Origin of the sequence: Comamonas sp. (assembly GCF_036643215.1) — a bacterium.
In the GTDB taxonomy this organism is placed as follows: domain Bacteria; phylum Pseudomonadota; class Gammaproteobacteria; order Burkholderiales; family Burkholderiaceae_C; genus Comamonas.
In genome coordinates this window covers 1-17,403 of the sequence record NZ_JAVXSJ010000043.1, presented here as the reverse complement: position 1 = coordinate 17,403, position 17,403 = coordinate 1, and the positions used below count along the sequence as shown (strand labels likewise).

Sequence of the window (17,403 nt, the reverse complement as noted above, 5' to 3'; positions counted from 1 at the left end):
TAGGAGCAGCAGCCTTGGCGGTTGTTGCAGCCTTCTTAGGAGCAGCAGCCTTGGCAGTCGTTGCAGCCTTCTTAGGAGCAGCGGCCTTGACAGCAGTTGCAGCCTTCTTAGGAGCAGCGGCCTTGGCAGTCGTTGCAGCCTTCTTAGGAGCAGCAGCCTTGGCAGTTGTTGCAGCCTTCTTGGCGGGAGCAGCGGCCTTAGCAGTCGTTGCAGCCTTCTTGGCGGGAGCAGCAGCCTTGGGGGCAGCGGCAGTCTTTGTTGCTGTTGTCTTCTTTGCAGCTTCAGCCTTGGGCGCGGCCGCCTTCTTGGCAGTTATTTTTTTCTCGGGTGTGGCCTTGGCGGCCGTCTTCTTCGCAGTTGCCATCATTTTCTCCTTCGTTGATTTGCATAAGACGCCCGGCTTTTTTATGGCCGGACGATTCAAAGCGATGTGGAGTTACGTATCGCTAGGAACACAAATTTGCTTCACGCCAAAACCTCAGTTTTTATAGCAATGAAGTGAAGCAAGTCATGACTCGCATTGTGCCTGCTTAGAAGCAATTAATCCCAAGAAAGTGCGCCTCCGGTCTGATACTCGATCACTCGTGTCTCAAAGAAGTTACGTTCTTTCTTCAAATCGATCATCTCGCTCATCCAGGGGAAGGGATTTTCTTCGCCGGGGAACAATTCTTCCAGACCAATTTGCGTGGCGCGGCGGTTGGCGATGTAGCGCAGATAGCCCTTGAACATCGACGCATTCATGCCCAGCACGCCGCGTGGCATGGTGTCTTCAGCGTATTGATATTCGAGCTCGACAGCCTTCTGGAACAGCGCTGTGATTTCTTGCTTGAACTCGGCTGTCCACAGGTTGGGATTTTCGAGCTTGAGCTGGTTGATCAAGTCGATGCCGAAGTTGCAGTGCATGGACTCGTCGCGCAGGATGTACTGGTACTGCTCTGCAGCGCCGGTCATCTTGTTCTGACGACCCAGTGCCAGAATTTGCGTGAAGCCCACGTAGAAGAACAGACCTTCCATCAGGCAGGCAAAAACGATCAGCGACTTGAGCAAGGTCTGGTCGGTTTCGTGGGTGCCAGTCTTGAAGTTGGGGTCCATGATCGCTTCGATGAAGGGGATCAGGAACTCGTCCTTGTCGCGGATGGATTTGACTTCGTTGTAGGCGTTGAAGATTTCCGATTCATCCAGACCCAGCGACTCCACGATGTACTGGTAGGCGTGTGTGTGAATGGCTTCTTCAAACGCTTGGCGCAGCAGGAACTGGCGGCACTCGGGGGCCGTGATGTGGCGGTAGGTGCCCAGCACGATGTTGTTGGCGGCCAGCGAGTCTGCGGTCACGAAGAAGCCGAGGTTGCGCTTGATGATGCGGCGCTCGTCTTCGGTCAGACCATTGGGGTCCTTCCACAAAGCGATGTCGCGGGTCATGTTCACTTCCTGCGGCATCCAGTGGTTGGCGCAGGTGGCCAGATACTTTTCCCAGGCCCACTTGTACTTGAAGGGAACCAGCTGGTTCACGTCGGTCTTGGCGTTGATGATGCGTTTGTCTGCAGCATTCACGCGCTTGTGGGTGGTCGGTGCTTCGGCTTCTGCGCTGGCAGCGGAAGGGGCAAAGGTGTCGTCGTCAAAGCTCAGCATGAAGGTATTCCTTAATGGGAAAAAGCTGGGTGCAATGCAATCGACATCCAGCCTTTAGATTCATCTAGTTTTTTAAGCGTCAGTTCAAAACTGGCGCTATCCACCCCAGGGACACCAAGCAAGAGCCGCCTTGCGGCGAAGGTGTCGTCCCCCTCCCGTAGCGCGCAGCGCGTAGTGAGAGGGGGAAGGCGCAAAGCGCCTCAGGGGGTGTCGTTAATTACTGGCAAGCCTCGCAGCCTGGGTCGTCAATCGCGCAGAACTTCACATCCGTTGCAGGAGCCTGTGCACGGGCAGCAGCAGCGGCAGCTTCCAGCGCGCTCATCGCAGGCTTGGCAGCCGCAGGAGCAGCGGAGGACACCGCATTCAGCGTGCGGCTTTGTACAGTAGATTTTTCAATCTGGGTCGCGCTGGTGGTGCGCAGGTAGTAAGTGGTCTTGAGGCCACGAACCCATGCCAGCATGTAGGTGTCGTGCAGCTTCTTGCCCGATGCGCCGGCCATGTAGATGTTCAGGCTCTGTGCCTGGTCGATCCACTTCTGACGACGCGAGGCGGCTTCCACCAGCCACTCAGGCGAGACTTCAAACGCGGTGGCGTAGAGGCTCTTGATCTCTTCTGGCACACGGTCGATGGCGCGCAGCGAACCGTCGAAGTGCTTCAGGTCCATGACCATCACGTCATCCCACAGGCCCAGACGCTTCAGATCACGCACCAGGTACTGGTTGATGACGGTGAACTCGCCCGACAGGTTGGACTTCACGGACAGGTTGCCGAACGAAGGTTCGATCGATGCATCCACACCCACGATGTTGGAGATGGTGGCCGTAGGCGCAATGGCCACGCAGTTGCTGTTGCGCATGCCGTCTTTGGCGATCTTGGCGCGCAGAGCATCCCAGTCCATCTGAGCGGAGCGGTCCACTTCCACATAGCCGCCGCGGGCCTTTTCCAGCAGCTTCAGTGTGTCTGGGGGCAGGATGCCCTGATCCCACAGTGAGCCCTTAAAGGTGGAGTAAGTGCCGCGTTCCTTGGACAGCTCGGTCGAGGCCCAGTAGGCGTAGTAGCAGATCGCTTCCATGGCCTGGTCGGCAAACTCGACAGCGCCTTCGCTGGCGTAGGCGGTGCGCATTTCATACAGCGCATCCTGGAAGCCCATCAGGCCCATGCCCACAGGGCGGTGGCGCAGATTGGATTCCTTGGCCTTGGCCACGGCGTAGTAATTGATGTCGATGACGTTGTCCAGCATGCGCATGGCGGTGGTCACCGTCTTGCGCAGCTTGTCGTGGTCGATCTTGCCGTCCTTGATGTGCTGAACCAGATTCACGGAGCCCAGGTTGCACACTGCGGTTTCGGTGTCGCTGGTGTTCAGCGTGATCTCGGTGCACAGGTTGGACGAGTGCACCACGCCCACGTGTTGCTGGGGCGAACGGATGTTGCAAGGATCCTTGAAGGTGATCCAAGGGTGGCCAGTCTCGAACAGCATCGAGAGCATCTTGCGCCACAGGTCGGTGGCAGGCAGTGTCTTGTGCAGTTTGAGTTCACCGGCGGCAGCCTTGGCTTCGTAGGCCAGATAGGCCTTCTCGAACTCGGCACCAAACAGGTCGTGCAGGTCGGGCACATCGCAGGGCGAGAACAGAGTCCAGTTGCCCTTTTCCATCACGCGCTTCATGAACAGGTCTGGAATCCAGTTAGCCGTGTTCATGTCGTGGGTGCGGCGGCGGTCATCGCCGGTGTTCTTGCGCAGCTCCAGGAACTCTTCGATGTCCAGGTGCCATGTTTCCAGATAGGTACAGACAGCGCCCTTGCGCTTGCCGCCCTGGTTCACGGCCACAGCCGTGTCGTTGACGACCTTGAGGAAAGGCACAACGCCTTGCGACTCGCCGTTCGTGCCCTTGATGCGCGAACCCAGAGCACGCACGCGTGTCCAGTCATTGCCCAGGCCGCCCGCAAACTTGGACAGCAGGGCGTTTTCCTTGATGGACTCGTAGATGCCGTCCAGATCGTCGGGCACGGTGGTCAGGTAGCAGGACGACAGCTGCGAGCGCAGTGTGCCGCTGTTGAACAGCGTGGGGGTGGACGACATGAAGTCGAACGAAGACAGCAGCTCGTAGAACTCGATGGCGCGCGCGTTGCGGTCATCTTCTTGCAGCGCCAGGCCCATGGCCACGCGCATGAAGAAGGACTGGGGCAGCTCGATGCGAGTCTTCTTGACGTGCAGGAAGTAGCGGTCGTACAGCGTCTGCAGACCCAGGTAGTCGAACTGTTCGTCGCGCTCGGCCTTCAGGGCCTTGGCCAGACGGGGCAGGTCGTAGTTCAGCAGCTCGGGGTTGAGCAGTTCGTTGTCCACGCCCTTCTGGATGAAGCCAGGGAAGTACTCGGTGTAGGCGGTCTGCATGTCGGCAGGCTGCACATCGCGCAGCATGACTTCGCGCACGATGGTGTGCAGCAGCAGGCGGGCGGTGACGTAGGTGTAGTCGGGATCTTTTTCGATCAGCGTGCGGGCAGCCAGAATGGATGCCTTGTAGACCTCGGCCAGTGGCACGCCGTCGTACAGGTTGCGCAGGGTCTCAGCCATGATGGGCGCGGCCTGAATGTCGGCATTCAGGTTGCGGCAAGACGACTGGATCAATGCTTGCAGCAGTTCCTGGTTCATAGGCACGCGCTGGCCGTTTTCGGTCACATGCAGCACGGGCTTGGCGGAGACAGCGGCAGCGGCCACTTCGGCGGCCTTCTTCTGCTCGGCGCGCTCCTGGTTGCGGCGCTCGCGGTACAGCACATAGGCGCGGGCCACATCCTGGTGACCACCACGCATCAGGCCCAGTTCAACCTGGTCTTGCACGTCTTCAATGTGGAAGGTGCCGCCTTCAGGGCGCGAGCGCAACAGGGCGCGCACCACGCCTTCGGTCAGTTCGTTGACGGTATCGCGAACGCTGGCAGAAGCAGCGCCTTGTGCGCCGCGCACGGCCAGAAAGGCCTTGGTCAGGGCGATGGCAATCTTCTGGGGGGCGAACGCCACCACATCACCGCTGCGGCGAATGATCTGGTAGTTGTCATTTGGGGAGGAAGAATCAGCTGCGCTGGCAGGCGCGGCAGAAGGCAGTGAGTTCAACGCTTCTTGCATAAGTTCCTCGGAATCAATTTGTGGATAGCAGACAAAGGCCTGCACTCTGGGCAGGCCGTCAAAAACAAGATTTGGCGCCAAGGTCTACACATGGTTTGCACAGGGTGTGCACAACTTGTAAACACTAGATGTGGGGTCTAAGGCGCTCTCAAACACTACCGGTAGTGTATCGCTCTTCAAACTTGCTGACCTGATGAAACTACTGAAACGGATATTTGAGCAGTCGCTTGACAGCTTGAAAAAAGCCTTCATCCCGCATGAATCAAGGGCTGTGGCGTGGTTGCGGTGCAGCAGATTCAGAGCCGTAAATTTGTAAAAAATTTAGGTGTTTGCGACAGACGACAGATGTTGCGTGCGCGCCATTGACAGTGAGGGCTTGAATGTGAACCCAGAAGTCGAAGTGCTCACTCATAAAATATGAGCGGCTTGCGCAATTCAGTCGTGCTCTTCAGTCACATATCTGGCTGAAACCGCCGAATAACAGGCGCTATATGCTCCTGATATATGTGCGGTCTCTGAGCCTCAGGCGGGTCGTGGAGGGAATTCCCAGACCTGTGTGCCGTTGTCAGCGCTCAGCTGCTGCTGAAGTTGCGCCCAGTCAAAGCCGGGGCCAGGGTCTTGCTTGCGCCCCGGTGCAATGTGCTCGTGGCCGGCGATGTAGCGAATAGCGTATTGCGCGGCAATGGCCTGGCAAAGCCGCTGCAAGGCCTGATATTGGGGTGCTTCAAAGCTCAGGCCTTCAAGGCCTTCGAGTTCAATGCCAATGGAGTCGTCGTTGCAGCGGTCACGGCCCCGCCACTGGCTGATGCCGGCGTGCCATGCACGGTCATCGCAACTGACAAATTGCCAGATCTCACCCTGGCGGGTAATAAAGAAGTGAGATGACACTTCCAGCCCGCGAATGCCTTGGTAGTAAGGGTGGGCATCCCAGTCCAGCTGATTGCTGAAGAGCTGCTGAACGGCCCCCGTTCCGTACTGGCCCGGCGGCAGGCTGATGGAGTGAACAACGACAAGGTCGATCAGTGCGCCATCAGGGCGCGGGCCAAAGTTGGGCGAGGCGAGCTGCTGGGCAGGTTGGTACCAGCCGGAAGCCCACTCCAAAGACTGGTCTGGCGACTTTTCTGGTAATTGGGAGGCGTCGTGCGGCACAGAATCAGGCATTGTCAGTTTGGTGCTTGCCGCCCTCGGCGGGCAGGTCTATGCCTAGACGGTCAATCCGATAACGAATCTGGCGCAGGCTGATGCCGAGTCTTGCCGCAGTCGCGGTGCGGTTGAAACCGTTGTCCTGCAGCGCTCTGACCAGAATGCTGCGCTCTTGCTCGTCCAGCCAGCCCTGCAGGTTTTCGGGCAGGCCCGCTGGGGTGGGGCTTTCTGCGGGTGCTTCTTGCAGTGAGTGCGGCGCGGCGGTCAATGCCTGGCTGGCTGCGCTTTCGTTGCTGGACTGCTGGCCGCTTGGCGGAATGCGCAGCGGGCCATCATCACCCAGCGCAATCGCGCGGTGCAGCACATTTTCCAGCTCGCGCACATTGCCGGGTAAGGGGAGCAAGGCGATCTGGGCGAGGCTGGCCTCATCCAGTGCAGGCGTGGCCAGACCCGATTCTTTGGCCAGTTTTTTGAGCAGAGCCTGACACAGCAGGCTCAGGTCTTCGCGGCGCTCACGCAGGGCTGGCAGCTCGATTTCAATGACATTGAGTCGGTAGTACAAGTCCTGGCGGAAGTTTCCGCTCTGAACTTCGGTGCCCAGATCACGGTGGGTGGCGCTGACGATGCGAACATCGACAGACTCTTCCTGCGTGCTGCCCAAGGGTCGAATCTTGCGCTCCTGAATGGCGCGCAGCAGCTTGGCCTGCATGGCCAGCGGCAGGTCGCCAATTTCATCGAGGAACAGCGTGCCGCCCTGTGCGGCCTGAAAGTATCCGGGCCTGTCCTGTGTCGCGCCGGTGTATGAGCCTTTGCGTGCACCGAAGAATTCGGCCTCCAGCAGATTTTCAGGAATGGCGCCACAGTTCACTGCCACCATGGGGCCACTGGCGCGCTGGCTGCAGGCGTGCAGGGCGCGGGCCACCAGCTCTTTCCCCGTGCCGGACTCACCATGAATCAGCACCGGGGCCATTCCCTTGGCGACCTTGGCAATTCGCTGCTTGACCAGTTGCATTGCCTGAGAATTACCGACCAGTGCCTGCAGGGCGCTGGTGTTGAACTCCTGGCTGCCGCTGGCTGCTGTTGCCGTCGCCTGGGGTGTACCGGGGGCGGGCACGGCACCAATGCCTTGAACGGCAGAGGCAACGACTTGGCGGAACTGACGCAGGTCTACAGGTTTGGTCAGATAGTCAAACGCGCCTGCGCGCAAGGCCTCGACCGCATTTTCGGCAGAGCCGTAGGCGGTCATGACGATACAGCGCTCGGTGCGCGACTGTTCGCGCAGCAGCAGCAGCAGCTCCATGCCAACGCCGTCGGGCAGTCGCATGTCGGTGATCACCACATCAAAGTGCTGGCTTTGCAGCTGCGCTGAGCCTTCTTGCACCGATCCGGCTGTCTCTACGCGATAGCCCTCCCTGAGCAAGGTCAGCTCATAAAGTGTGCGCAGATCGGGCTCATCATCGACCACCAAAATGGTGGCGCTTGTGGATGCAGTAGGCAAAAAGGTCACTAGGCTTACACCATGATCGAGTCAAAAAGAGTGCGGCTTGCGAGGGTCGACGGGCCGCTGCGCAGGGTCACGATAAATGCATTGCCATCGACATCACCTTCTGGCGTGCTGCGGGCAAGGCGCAGGTAGCTGATGGTGGCATCGTAGCGCTGACATAGCTCACGGCAGATATACAGACCCAGACCGCTGGAGCGGCTTTGCGAGGAGAAAAATGGCTCAAACAGGTGGCGCTCTACGCTGGCTTCCAGCGGTGCGCCGTTGCTCCAGACCATGAACCAGCAGATATCGTCTTCAGGCAGGCCGGGCATCTGGGTATTGAGCGGGCCGTGGCCGCTGACCAACTGCAGGCCGACCTCATTGTCGGCATTGCTGCGGTGGCGCTGGGCATTGTCCAGCAGATTGATCAGCACGCGGCGCAGATGCTCCTCATCAAACACGATATGCCGTGCGGTTGCATTGAGCTGCAGCAAAAGCTGGCGAGATGGCGTGGACTGCCCGCGCCATTCGTTGCAGATCTGGGTGAGCAGGGTATCGAGCGGCAGGGACTGGCCCTGATGGGTTTCTACACCCTGCTGCACCCGTGCCAGATTGAGAATTTCTTCGGCAATGCGGGCCAGACGGTCTGCGTTCTGGCCCACGATGCGGCAAAGCTGCTGGGGGCCGGGCTGGCTGACGAGGTCTTCGGCCAATAGCGCATTGGCTTGCGTAATGGCAGCCAGCGGGTTGCGTATCTCATGCGCCACGGCCGCAGACATGCGGCCCATGGATGCCAGTTTTTCGGTGCGCAGCTGTGCTTCCATCTCGCGCAGGTCATGCAGGAACATGACGCAGAGTGAGTGGCCGGCCTCAGTTTGAGGCTCTTCATCCAGATAGGGGGCGGCAACTTCGGTGATGCGGGTGCGCACATTGATTCCCGTGGGGCCGCGATGCTCGGTGGCCTGTAGGTGAATCGTGGCCGACAAAGGGCGGGCGTGGGCAAAGCTGGCCTGCGCGGCATCCGCCAAAGGCTCCCACCCGCTATGAGCTTGCAGGGAGAAGGGCTGGGTGTGTTCGGGTGGAAGATTCAGTAATTGCAGAGCGGCGGGGTTGGCCTGCAGCACTTGCAGGCTGGAGTCGACCACCAGAACACCATCCGAGAAATGGTTGATGACCAGACTATTGACCTGCTCCTGCGTCTGAGTGCGCAGGCGGTTGAACAGTGACTGAGAGCGCTCGCGCCTGACGCGTTTGGCCAGCTCGTGCGTGAGATAGGCTACGCAGAAATAACCCGCCGAAGAAAATGCGGTCTGATAGTAGGCCTGAGCGGCATCGCTGAGCCCGCCGTGGTAGAGCCAGAAGGTGTGGGTTAGCGTCAGCAGCGTAATACAGGCCGTGGTCCCAAACGCGAGCATCAGGCCGCCCAGCGCTGCAGAAATTAGGATGGGAATGGCCAGCAGAGCGGTGTAGTTGAGCGATCCCACCTGGAAAATCTGCAGCAGAAAAATCACGGCAATGTCTACGCCGATCACTGGCAGCCATTGCAGGGCGGCACGCGGCGCGGGCAGATGCTTGCCTGCGAACAGTCGCTGCACCGTGGTCAGAATCAGATAGACAAAGCAGACCAGCCAGACCACTGGCGAGCTGATGTTTTGCAATTGCAGATTCAGAGCCTGCAGCAAGATTAAGGCCAGCGCCAGAAAAACGCGGCCGCTTAAAAATGCCTGCCACAGGCGCACAAACGGAGCGTTGAGGCTGGCGTCGGCCCGGCGGCTAATGGCGGTATCCAGTGGAATGGCGGTGTGCTGCCAGGGCGAAGCGGAATTCACCACGGGTTCAGGGCCGGGATTGCTGCGCCAGGCTGCGGTGCTCTGCGCTGCAGTAGTACTGGTTTGCGCTGTCTGCCACCGCATCTGCCTGAGGGAGGTGAAGGCCGCAGTGGGCGCAGGCCACCATGTTTTGCGGTTGCTTGAGGGCTGGCGCAGGCGTGGGGGCAGTCGCTTTGCGCTCAGCTACTTCGGCCCGGCGCTTGTTGCGCCAGATTCCGACGGCCACCACGATGACCAGCAATACGAGCAGGTACTTCATGCGATGCGCTCCAGCAGAACTTCAGCGACAAAGCGCGAGCCTACATAGGCCAGCAGCAGAAAGATGGCGCCGATATACAGCACGCGCACGGCGCTTTGCCCGCGCCAGCCAAAGCGGTTGCGGCCAAACAGCAGCACCGCGAAAGCGACCCAGGAGAGCAGGGAGAACACGGACTTGTGATTCCACACCCAGCTCTTGCCATAAAGCTGCTCACCAAAAAACCAGCCAGCAGCCAGCGTGGCGGTCAGCAAGATAAAGCCTGCGCCCACAAAGCGGAACGTCAGGCGCTCCAGTGTGAGCAGGGGCAGGCCGCCCTCATGGTCAGCACCTTGACGCATTTGCCGCTCGGCATGGCTCATCAGCGCGGCGTGGACGACGGCTGCGGCAAACAGTCCGTACGAAGCAATGCCAAGGGCCAGGTGCAGCGGCAGCCAAGGCGAGGCATCGACATGCAGGGGAGAGCCCGGAAACACCACGGCCAGCAAGACCGCCAGGCTGCCCATGATGGAAAGTGGCCAGCGCGAGCTGAGCTGGGGGTAGAGCTGCTGCTCGACCACATAGACGGTTAGCACCAGCCAGGCGGTGATGGAGAGTGCGGGGGCGAAGCCAAAGCGCGGAAACTCGCCCAGCAGGCCCCAGCCCAGAAACAGGGCGTGCAAGGCCCAGGCCAGGCGCAGGCAGTGGCGCGCGCCTGTTTCTTGCAGGTGTTGCGTGGCAAGTGCGGGGAGGGCGTAGGCAATGGCTGCCGCAATGGCCAGAATCCAGGCCATGGGGCTGGCTGCGGTGAGCGGTTGGGAAAGCATGCTTTCAATGATAGTGCGGCTGGCTGGCACTCATCTTTTGCAGGGGAGTGCGGGCGTGTCAATTTTTCGCATAAAGCGCAGACTGCACCTGATTACGGCCTTGTGTCTTGGCTTTGTAGAGCAGTTCATCGACTTTTTGCAGCCATTCCTCAAAGGTTTCCGGCGTGGGCTGTGCGATGGTCAGCACTCCGCAACTGACCGTCAGGTGCTTTGCCGTGCCCGATGCGGCATGGGCGATGCCCAGCTCGGCCACGCTTTCGCGGAACTGCTCCACCAGCGTCTGTGGCTCGGTATTGCCGGGCAGGATGAGCGCAAATTCTTCGCCGCCAAAGCGGGCCGCAATATCGAAAGAGCGCCGGGCATGGTGTGCCAGCGTTGCTGCTACAGATTTGAGAGCTTCATCCCCTTGCAAATGGCCGTACTGGTCGTTGTATTGCTTGAAATGGTCAATATCGATCAGCGCCAGCCCCAGCACCTCGCCAGTGCGAATGCAGCGGCGGCTGGTGCGCTGCAGCATGTCATCAAAGTGGCGGCGGTTGGAGAGGCTGGTCAGCCCGTCCACATGGGCCAGGCGCTCCAGTGCACGGCGCTGCTGGGCCATCTGAATCTGGTTGCGTACGCGCACACTCACCACGGCAGGGCGAATGGGTTTGGAGACATAGTCCGCCGCGCCAAGGCGCAGGCCGTACTCTTCGGCGGCGGCATCGCTTTGCCCGGTGATGAAAATAATCGCGATTGCTGCCGTAGCTTCATTGCTGCGTAACTGGGCCAGCACTTCGTAGCCATCCATGCCGGGCATGCTGACGTCGAGCAAAATCAGCATCAGGCGGTGGGCCTCACGGCTGGCAATGGTCAGAGCGCTGTGGCCATCCTTGGCCAGCAAAACCCGGTATTGCTGGCCCAGCAGCTCTGCCAGCATGGTGCGGTTGACACGCTCATCATCAACGATGAGCAGGGTGGGCAGGTCTTGTTCCAGGTCTTCCAACATAGGCAGTGCTTTACAGATGGAGGGGCAAGGGTGTGCAGAGTCAGGTGGCGGTCTGATGCAGCTGTTGCTTGAGCAGGTCAAGGTCCTGCAAAGCAGCATCAGCCTCCAGATCTTCGATATTTTTGCGAATTTGCTGCAACTGCGCGCCATACAGACGTTGATCCAGCAGGTGCTGCAGGCGTTCAAACCCTTCCACAGCGGCGTAGTTGCCATCGGCAATGAGCTGGCGCAGCTCTTCGATCATGGCTTCGACTCTGGCAAGAGAGTTGGCGGCCACGGCAGGAGCCGGGGACGTAGTCTCTGCAGCCGCTTCTGGCAGTTGCTTGAGCAGTTGCGCCAGCTGCTCGGCAAAGATGGGCACTTGCTGCTGCAGATGCTGGTGTGATGCCTGAGGCAGATTCATGCTGCCCTGAGGCGTGCGGCAGGCCGATTCAATTTGAGAGGCCTGCTCCATCAAGGCCGGTGCGCCCAGGTAGCCCAGTGAGCCTTTGAGGGTATGGGCTAGCATGCCCAGGTCTTGCCAGCGGCTTTGCGACAGGTATTCCTGCAGATGGGATGGCGCCTCAACGAAGTCGCGCGCAAAGCCATTGAGCACGCGGCTGATCAGATTAGTGTTGCCGCGAAAGCGCTGCTGCATCTGCGAGAGGTCAAAAGCGGGGGGGCTTACCTGCTGGGGCTGCAGGGCGGGCGAGGATGCGTGCTGTACTGCAGAGGCATCAGGAGTCATCCATTGGCATAGCGTTTCATAGAGCAACTTGTCGTCAATGGGCTTGCTCAGGTGCGCATTCATGCCTGCGGTTTCAATGGCCTCGCGGTCTTCAGTGCGGGCCTGCGCGGTCAGCGCAATCACTGGCAGGTTGTGCAGGGAGGGGTGCTGGCGTATGGCGCGTGTGGCCTGCATGCCATCCATATTAGGCATGTGCACATCCATCAGTACCAGGTCAAAAGACTGCTTTTCCAGCACCTTCAGCGCCTGCGCGCCATCGGTGGCCAGCTCGACCTGAATGCCGACCAGTTCCAGAAAGTCTGCCGCCACTTCGCGGTTCAGGGCGTTGTCATCGACGACGAGCACGCGCTTGCCCTTGAGTTCTGGGTAGCGCTTGCTTAGCGATATGTCCGCCATGCTGGCCGAGGCAGTGGCTTGGTGGCCTGGGCTGTGTGCCTGCAAGATTTCCAGAATCGAGTTGAACAGCACGGACTCTGTGACGGGCTTGGTCAGCAAGCCTTGCAGGCCCAGTTGCTCGGCTTGTCTTTGCACCTCGTCGCGACCGTAGGCGGTGACCATGAGTACGGCGGGAATGGTGGCCAAGTGCTCCACTTCACGAATGCGTCGCGCTGCCTCAAGACCATCCATGCCGGGCATGCGCCAGTCCATCAGCACCAGGTCATAGGGTGAGCCGCTGTGCGATGCGAGGTGCAGTGCAGCCAGCGCCTTGTCGCCGCTGTCAACCGCATCGGTGCGCATGCCAAAGCCGCGCACCATGGTGCTGAGAATGTCGCGGGCGCTGGCGTTATCGTCCACGATCAGCACTCTATTGGCGGCCCCCACGCGGTAGATCTGCGGGCGCTTGGTCGGCTGGCTGGTCGCCATCATCTGCACCGCAAAGCGGAAAGTGCTGCCGCGCCCGGGCGCGCTGAACACATCAAAGCGCCCCCCCATCAACTGCACCAGACGGTTGCAGATGGCCAGCCCCAGCCCGGTGCCGCCATAGCGGCGCGTGGTCTGGCTGTCGGCCTGAGAAAAGGGGCGAAATAGCTGCTGAATCTGCGCCTGATTCATGCCGATGCCGGTGTCACGCACGGTAATCAAAAGGGTCTGAACCTCGTCCACACCCGTGCTGGCACGCGCAATGGCGGGGCGCTCTTTCTCAATCGACACCACCACTTCGCCCTGATGGGTGAATTTGATGGCATTGCTCACCAGGTTGTTGAGTACCTGGCTCAGGCGCAGCGGGTCGCCGCACAAATGTCGCGGCACTTCTGGCGATACGGAGTACACAATCTCCAGCCCTTTTTCTTCGGCTTTTAGTGTGGTAACGGCGGAGACTGTCTCCAGAATATCGTCCAGCGCAAACTCCACGCTCTCCAGCTCCAGCATGCCGGCTTCAATCTTGGAGTAGTCAAGAATGTCATTGATGATGGACAGCAGCGCGTTGGCAGACAGCTCTACCTTGTCCAGATAGTTGCGCTGCTTGGGCGAAAGCGGGGTTTGCTGCACCAGGCGCGTCATGCCTATGACGGTATTCATGGGCGTGCGGATCTCATGGCTCATGGTGGCCAGAAATTCCGACTTGGTGCGCTCGGCAGTCTCTGCAGCTTCCTTGGCTTGCTGCAAGGCTATCTCGGCCTCTCGCTCGCGGGAGATGTCTAGCAGGATGCCATCCCAGACCGTGCCTGTTTCGGTGTGGCGCGGAGCTGAGCGGCAGCGCAGCCAGCGCATGACGCCGTTGGGGCGGATGATGCGAAAGCTGTGGTCAAACAGCTTGTTTTGCTGCTGTGCCTCTTCCATCAAAATTTTGTACTGGGCGATATCGCTGGGGTGAATGCGATCCAGATAGACCTGCTGGTTGGCAATGATGGCGGTGGCCTTGATGCCCATGAGCTTTTCCACACCTGTGCTGATGTAGCTCAGGCGCTGCGATCCCCCAGCGCTCTCAAGGCGGAAGATGGCGCCGCTGGGCAGGTTGTCGGCCACGGCTTCAAGCCGCTGCTTGGCTGCTTCGCGCTCTGAAAGGTCTTGCACCACGCCGCTGATGCCGATGATGTTGCCTTGGGCGTCCCGATCGGCCTGTCCCAAGATAGACGCCGGAAAGCTGCCGCGATCAGGGGTGGTATGGGTGACATCCAGTGCATAGGACTGCCCCGTCTGTGCGCAGAGGTTGATGGCCGCCGCCACGCGGGCGTGATCTTCGGGCGGCATCAGGCGGCGCAGGTCGTCGGGGGTCAGCTGGGGGCCCTTGGGGTCGGCCCCGTTCATCTCGTACATCATCTCTGATGCCCAGAATTCGCCGGTTTTCAGGTCCAGCCGCCAGCTGCCGATGCGCGATAAGCGCTCGGCCCGACGCAAAAAATGGTTGCTGGTACGCAGCTCTTTCTCGGTGGCTCGCAAAGCGGTGATGTCTCGTGCGATGCCCAGCAGACCAATCACGTTGCCGTTCTCGTCGTGGTAGGGGCTCTTGATGGACTGGAACAGGCACTTCTTCCCGTCCATCTTCACGTAGCCTTCGGAAATGATGGGTTTCTCGCTTTGTATGGCACGGGCATCGTCGGTGGCAAAGTTGTTGTTGCCACTCCAGATGTCTTGATCTGTCTTGCCGACCAGTGTCCCTTCTGCAAAGCCCGCCACTTTGTCGGCGGCAGGGTTGGAGAACAGGTAGCGGCCGTGCAGGTCTTTGACAAAAACGATGTCGGGTGTGTCTCGCATGACGGAGTTCAGCAGCCGGCTGGAGTCTTTCCAGCGCTGCTCAAGCTCGATATTGAGCTCGCGGATTTCTTCTTCACGTCGCACACGCTCAGAAATATCTCTGGCCATGGCGTAAAAGAGCTTGCGCCCTTCAACTAGCTGGCATGCAAGCTTGATCTCGACGGGGTAAATCGTGCCGTTTTTGCGGGTGTGGTAGTTCTCCACAACGGTATTGAAGCCGGGAGCCACCGATTTCCATAGTCCTACCAGCGCCTGCTCGTCATAGTTTTTTGAGAAGCTCTGGACCTTCAGCTGCAGCAACTCATCACGGCTGTAGCCCAGACTTTCACAGGCTTGCATGTTGACATCCAGCAATTGGCCGCAGTCGTCATGCAGAAAGAAAGCGTCAGCGAAGTGATCGAGAAAGTGACGGTACAGCAACTGGTCAGACATGAAGCGCCTTGGATTTAGGGAGCGCCAGTGGTCTAGCGGCAGTCCCCGAAGCAGGATGATGCTGTCGATGTTACCTGTGTAGCACTTAATAACAACCTCGCCAGAACCCTGCGAAACAGTGCGTTGCTGGGCGGTTTTGCTGAGTTGCCATAGAGAGAAGGGTGGCAGAGCGGAGTCCGGGCGGGCGTAAACAGGCACCAACACCCTCTATAGAAGGGGGTGCGGGTAAAATGCCTTATTCGCACAGCTTTGCCTTGTCTCGGTGATGGACGGCCCGGCAATGTCTGCAGGCTGTGTGGCGACCGGCGCATGCTGGCTCGCGCTCTGTTTCTTGTCTGTCCACAACTTTCGAATGCTTTTTGTCTATGGCCTCCGCACTGACCGATAAACTCTCGCGCCTCGTCAAGGAGATGCGTGGCCAGGCCCGCATTACCGAATCCAACGTGCAGGACATGCTGCGCGAAGTGCGCATGGCCCTGCTTGAGGCCGACGTGGCCCTGCCCGTGGTGCGCGACTTCATTGCCCGCGTCAAGGAAAAGGCGCTGGGCCAGGAAGTCATCAGCTCGCTGCAGCCCGGCCAGGTGCTGGTCTCCATCGTCAACAAAGAGCTGTCGGCCACCATGGGTGAGGGTGTGGCGGACATCAACCTCAATGCCCAGCCGCCCGCCATCATCTTGATGGCCGGTCTGCAAGGTGCCGGTAAGACCACTACCACTGCCAAGCTGGCCAAGCACCTGATCGAAAAGCGCAAGAAAAAAGTGCTGACGGTCTCGGGTGACGTGTACCGCCCTGCAGCGATCGAACAGCTCAAGACCGTGACAGCACAGGCTGGTGCCGAGTGGTTCCCGTCCACGCCCGACCAAAAGCCCCGCGACATCGCCATCGCTGCGCTGGACTACGCCAAAAAGCATTACTTTGATGTGCTGCTGGTCGATACGGCCGGCCGCCTGGCCATTGACGAACTGTTGATGGCCGAAATCAAGGACTTGCACTCCATCCTGAAGCCCGTTGAAACCCTGTTCGTGGTGGATGCCATGCAGGGTCAGGATGCGATCAACACCGCCAAGGCCTTCAAGGAAGCGCTGCCGCTGACCGGTATCGTCCTGACCAAGCTTGACGGTGACTCGCGCGGTGGTGCGGCTCTGTCCGTGCGCCAGATCACGGGCGCGCCCATCAAGTTTGCCGGTGTCTCCGAAAAGCTCGATGGCCTGGAAGTCTTCGACGCCGACCGCCACGCACAGCGCGTGCTGGGCATGGGCGACATCGTGGCCCTGGTCGAGCAGGTCACCAAGGGCGTGGACATGGAAGCCGCGCAGAAGATGGCCGAGAAGCTGAAAAGCGGCGACGGCTTCGATCTGAACGACTTTCTGGCGCAGCTGCAGCAGATGAAGTCCATGGGCGGTCTGTCTCAGTTAATGGATAAGTTACCTGCCGAATTGGCCGGCAAGGCCGGTGCCGTGGACATGGACAAGGCCGAGCGCGAAATCAAGCGCAAGGAAGGCATCATCTGCTCCATGACGCTCAAGGAGCGCAAGCACCCCGCGCTCATCAAGGCCACACGCAAAAAGCGCATTGCTGACGGCGCTGGCGTGCAGGTTCAGGAAGTGAACCGTTTGCTCAAGGAGTTTGAGCAAATGCAGACCATGATGAAGAAGTTCAAGGGCGGCGGCCTGATGAAGATGATGAAGAAAATGGGCGGCATGAAGGCCATGAAGGGCATGATGGGCGGTGGCGGCATGCCCAAGCTGCCATTCTGATCGGCTCTACCCACTCGCAAGAAGCGCTCCACATGGGGGCGCTTTTTTCATGGATTGCTCATAAAAAATGAGCTGCTGGCGATTGATTGAATTGGTTTTTAGATGTTTTTATTGGTAAATGTGAGCTGAATCATGCGCTATCAGCTCATATTTTTGTAAAGCCGCAGACCTCAAGCTGGAGCCGGGCCGCGCTTTCTGCGAACATGCCCATCCATGAAGCTACAAGTCTGGACTCCCATGCAGGGCGAGATCGCCTTCAGCGAAGCGCTGAACGTTGAACGCAATGCACTCAACTCCGGTCGCCGTGCCTGCACGCTGGCCCTGGTCGGCTCGTTGGCTGCGGTGCTGGCCGGATGCTCATCCGCGCCCAAGGAGAAGGCCAAGCCCGCCGCACAAGTCGGTGGCCCGCGCTCGCCCCAGGCGCTCAATCTTTCCGATGATCTGCGCGAGTCACTGCTGGCGCGCACCATGCTGGTGGTCAATACACCCTATACCTATGGCGGCAACTCGCCCGAAGGTGGTTTTGACTGCAGCGGTTTGA

Annotated in this window: 11 protein-coding genes and 1 pseudogene; 2 read left to right on the top strand and 10 right to left on the bottom strand. The window is 59.5% G+C overall.

Annotation, left to right across the window (positions count from 1 at the left end):
* From RSF91_RS18225 to RSF91_RS18180, 10 genes are all read right to left on the bottom strand, one after another.
* Positions 1-364 (bottom strand): hypothetical protein (locus RSF91_RS18225; RefSeq protein ID WP_332569743.1); only part of this gene is annotated, 364 nt, incomplete at its 3' end.
* A gap of 176 nt (positions 365-540) precedes the next feature.
* Positions 541-1,629 carry a ribonucleotide-diphosphate reductase subunit beta gene (locus RSF91_RS18220; protein WP_099735737.1) on the bottom strand — a complete coding sequence of 363 codons (1,089 nt, stop codon included), beginning with the start codon at positions 1,627-1,629 and terminating at the stop codon, positions 541-543.
* Positions 1,630-1,846: 217 nt separating this feature from the next.
* Complete coding sequence (locus tag RSF91_RS18215) at positions 1,847-4,744, bottom strand: ribonucleoside-diphosphate reductase subunit alpha (RefSeq protein WP_332569742.1); 2,898 nt, start codon at positions 4,742-4,744, stop codon at positions 1,847-1,849.
* A gap of 522 nt (positions 4,745-5,266) precedes the next feature.
* The gene (gene ampD / locus RSF91_RS18210; protein WP_332569741.1) at positions 5,267-5,905 is read right to left on the bottom strand and encodes a 1,6-anhydro-N-acetylmuramyl-L-alanine amidase AmpD; all 639 of its coding nucleotides are present in this window, start codon (positions 5,903-5,905) and stop codon (positions 5,267-5,269) included.
* Complete coding sequence (locus RSF91_RS18205) at positions 5,898-7,352, bottom strand: sigma-54-dependent transcriptional regulator (protein ID WP_332569744.1); 1,455 nt, start codon at positions 7,350-7,352, stop codon at positions 5,898-5,900. The genes ampD and RSF91_RS18205 overlap by 8 nt, the downstream gene beginning before the upstream one ends.
* Before the next feature lie 47 nt (positions 7,353-7,399).
* Positions 7,400-9,202, bottom strand: coding sequence for a sensor histidine kinase (locus RSF91_RS18200; RefSeq protein WP_332569740.1), 1,803 nt, complete (start codon positions 9,200-9,202; stop codon positions 7,400-7,402).
* Between the two features lie 4 nt (positions 9,203-9,206).
* On the bottom strand, positions 9,207-9,458 hold the full coding sequence (locus RSF91_RS18195) for a PP0621 family protein (protein ID WP_332569739.1): 252 nt from the start codon (positions 9,456-9,458) through the stop codon (positions 9,207-9,209).
* Positions 9,455-10,261, bottom strand: coding sequence for a cytochrome C assembly family protein (locus RSF91_RS18190; RefSeq protein ID WP_332569738.1), 807 nt, complete (start codon positions 10,259-10,261; stop codon positions 9,455-9,457). The genes RSF91_RS18195 and RSF91_RS18190 overlap by 4 nt, the downstream gene beginning before the upstream one ends.
* Positions 10,262-10,319: 58 nt before the next feature.
* Positions 10,320-11,249 (bottom strand): GGDEF domain-containing response regulator, encoded by a 930-nt coding sequence (locus RSF91_RS18185; RefSeq protein ID WP_332569737.1) that lies wholly within the window; start codon positions 11,247-11,249, stop codon positions 10,320-10,322.
* A gap of 40 nt (positions 11,250-11,289) precedes the next feature.
* The gene (locus RSF91_RS18180) at positions 11,290-15,105 is read right to left on the bottom strand and encodes a response regulator (RefSeq protein ID WP_332569736.1); all 3,816 of its coding nucleotides are present in this window, start codon (positions 15,103-15,105) and stop codon (positions 11,290-11,292) included.
* Positions 15,106-15,470: 365 nt separating this feature from the next.
* On the opposite strand from RSF91_RS18180, the gene ffh reads away from it, so the two are divergent.
* On the top strand, positions 15,471-16,862 hold the full coding sequence (gene ffh, locus RSF91_RS18175; protein WP_332569735.1) for a signal recognition particle protein: 1,392 nt from the start codon (positions 15,471-15,473) through the stop codon (positions 16,860-16,862).
* A 213-nt stretch (positions 16,863-17,075) separates the two neighbouring features.
* Positions 17,076-17,403, top strand: a pseudogene (locus tag RSF91_RS18170) (hypothetical protein); the annotation flags it as partial.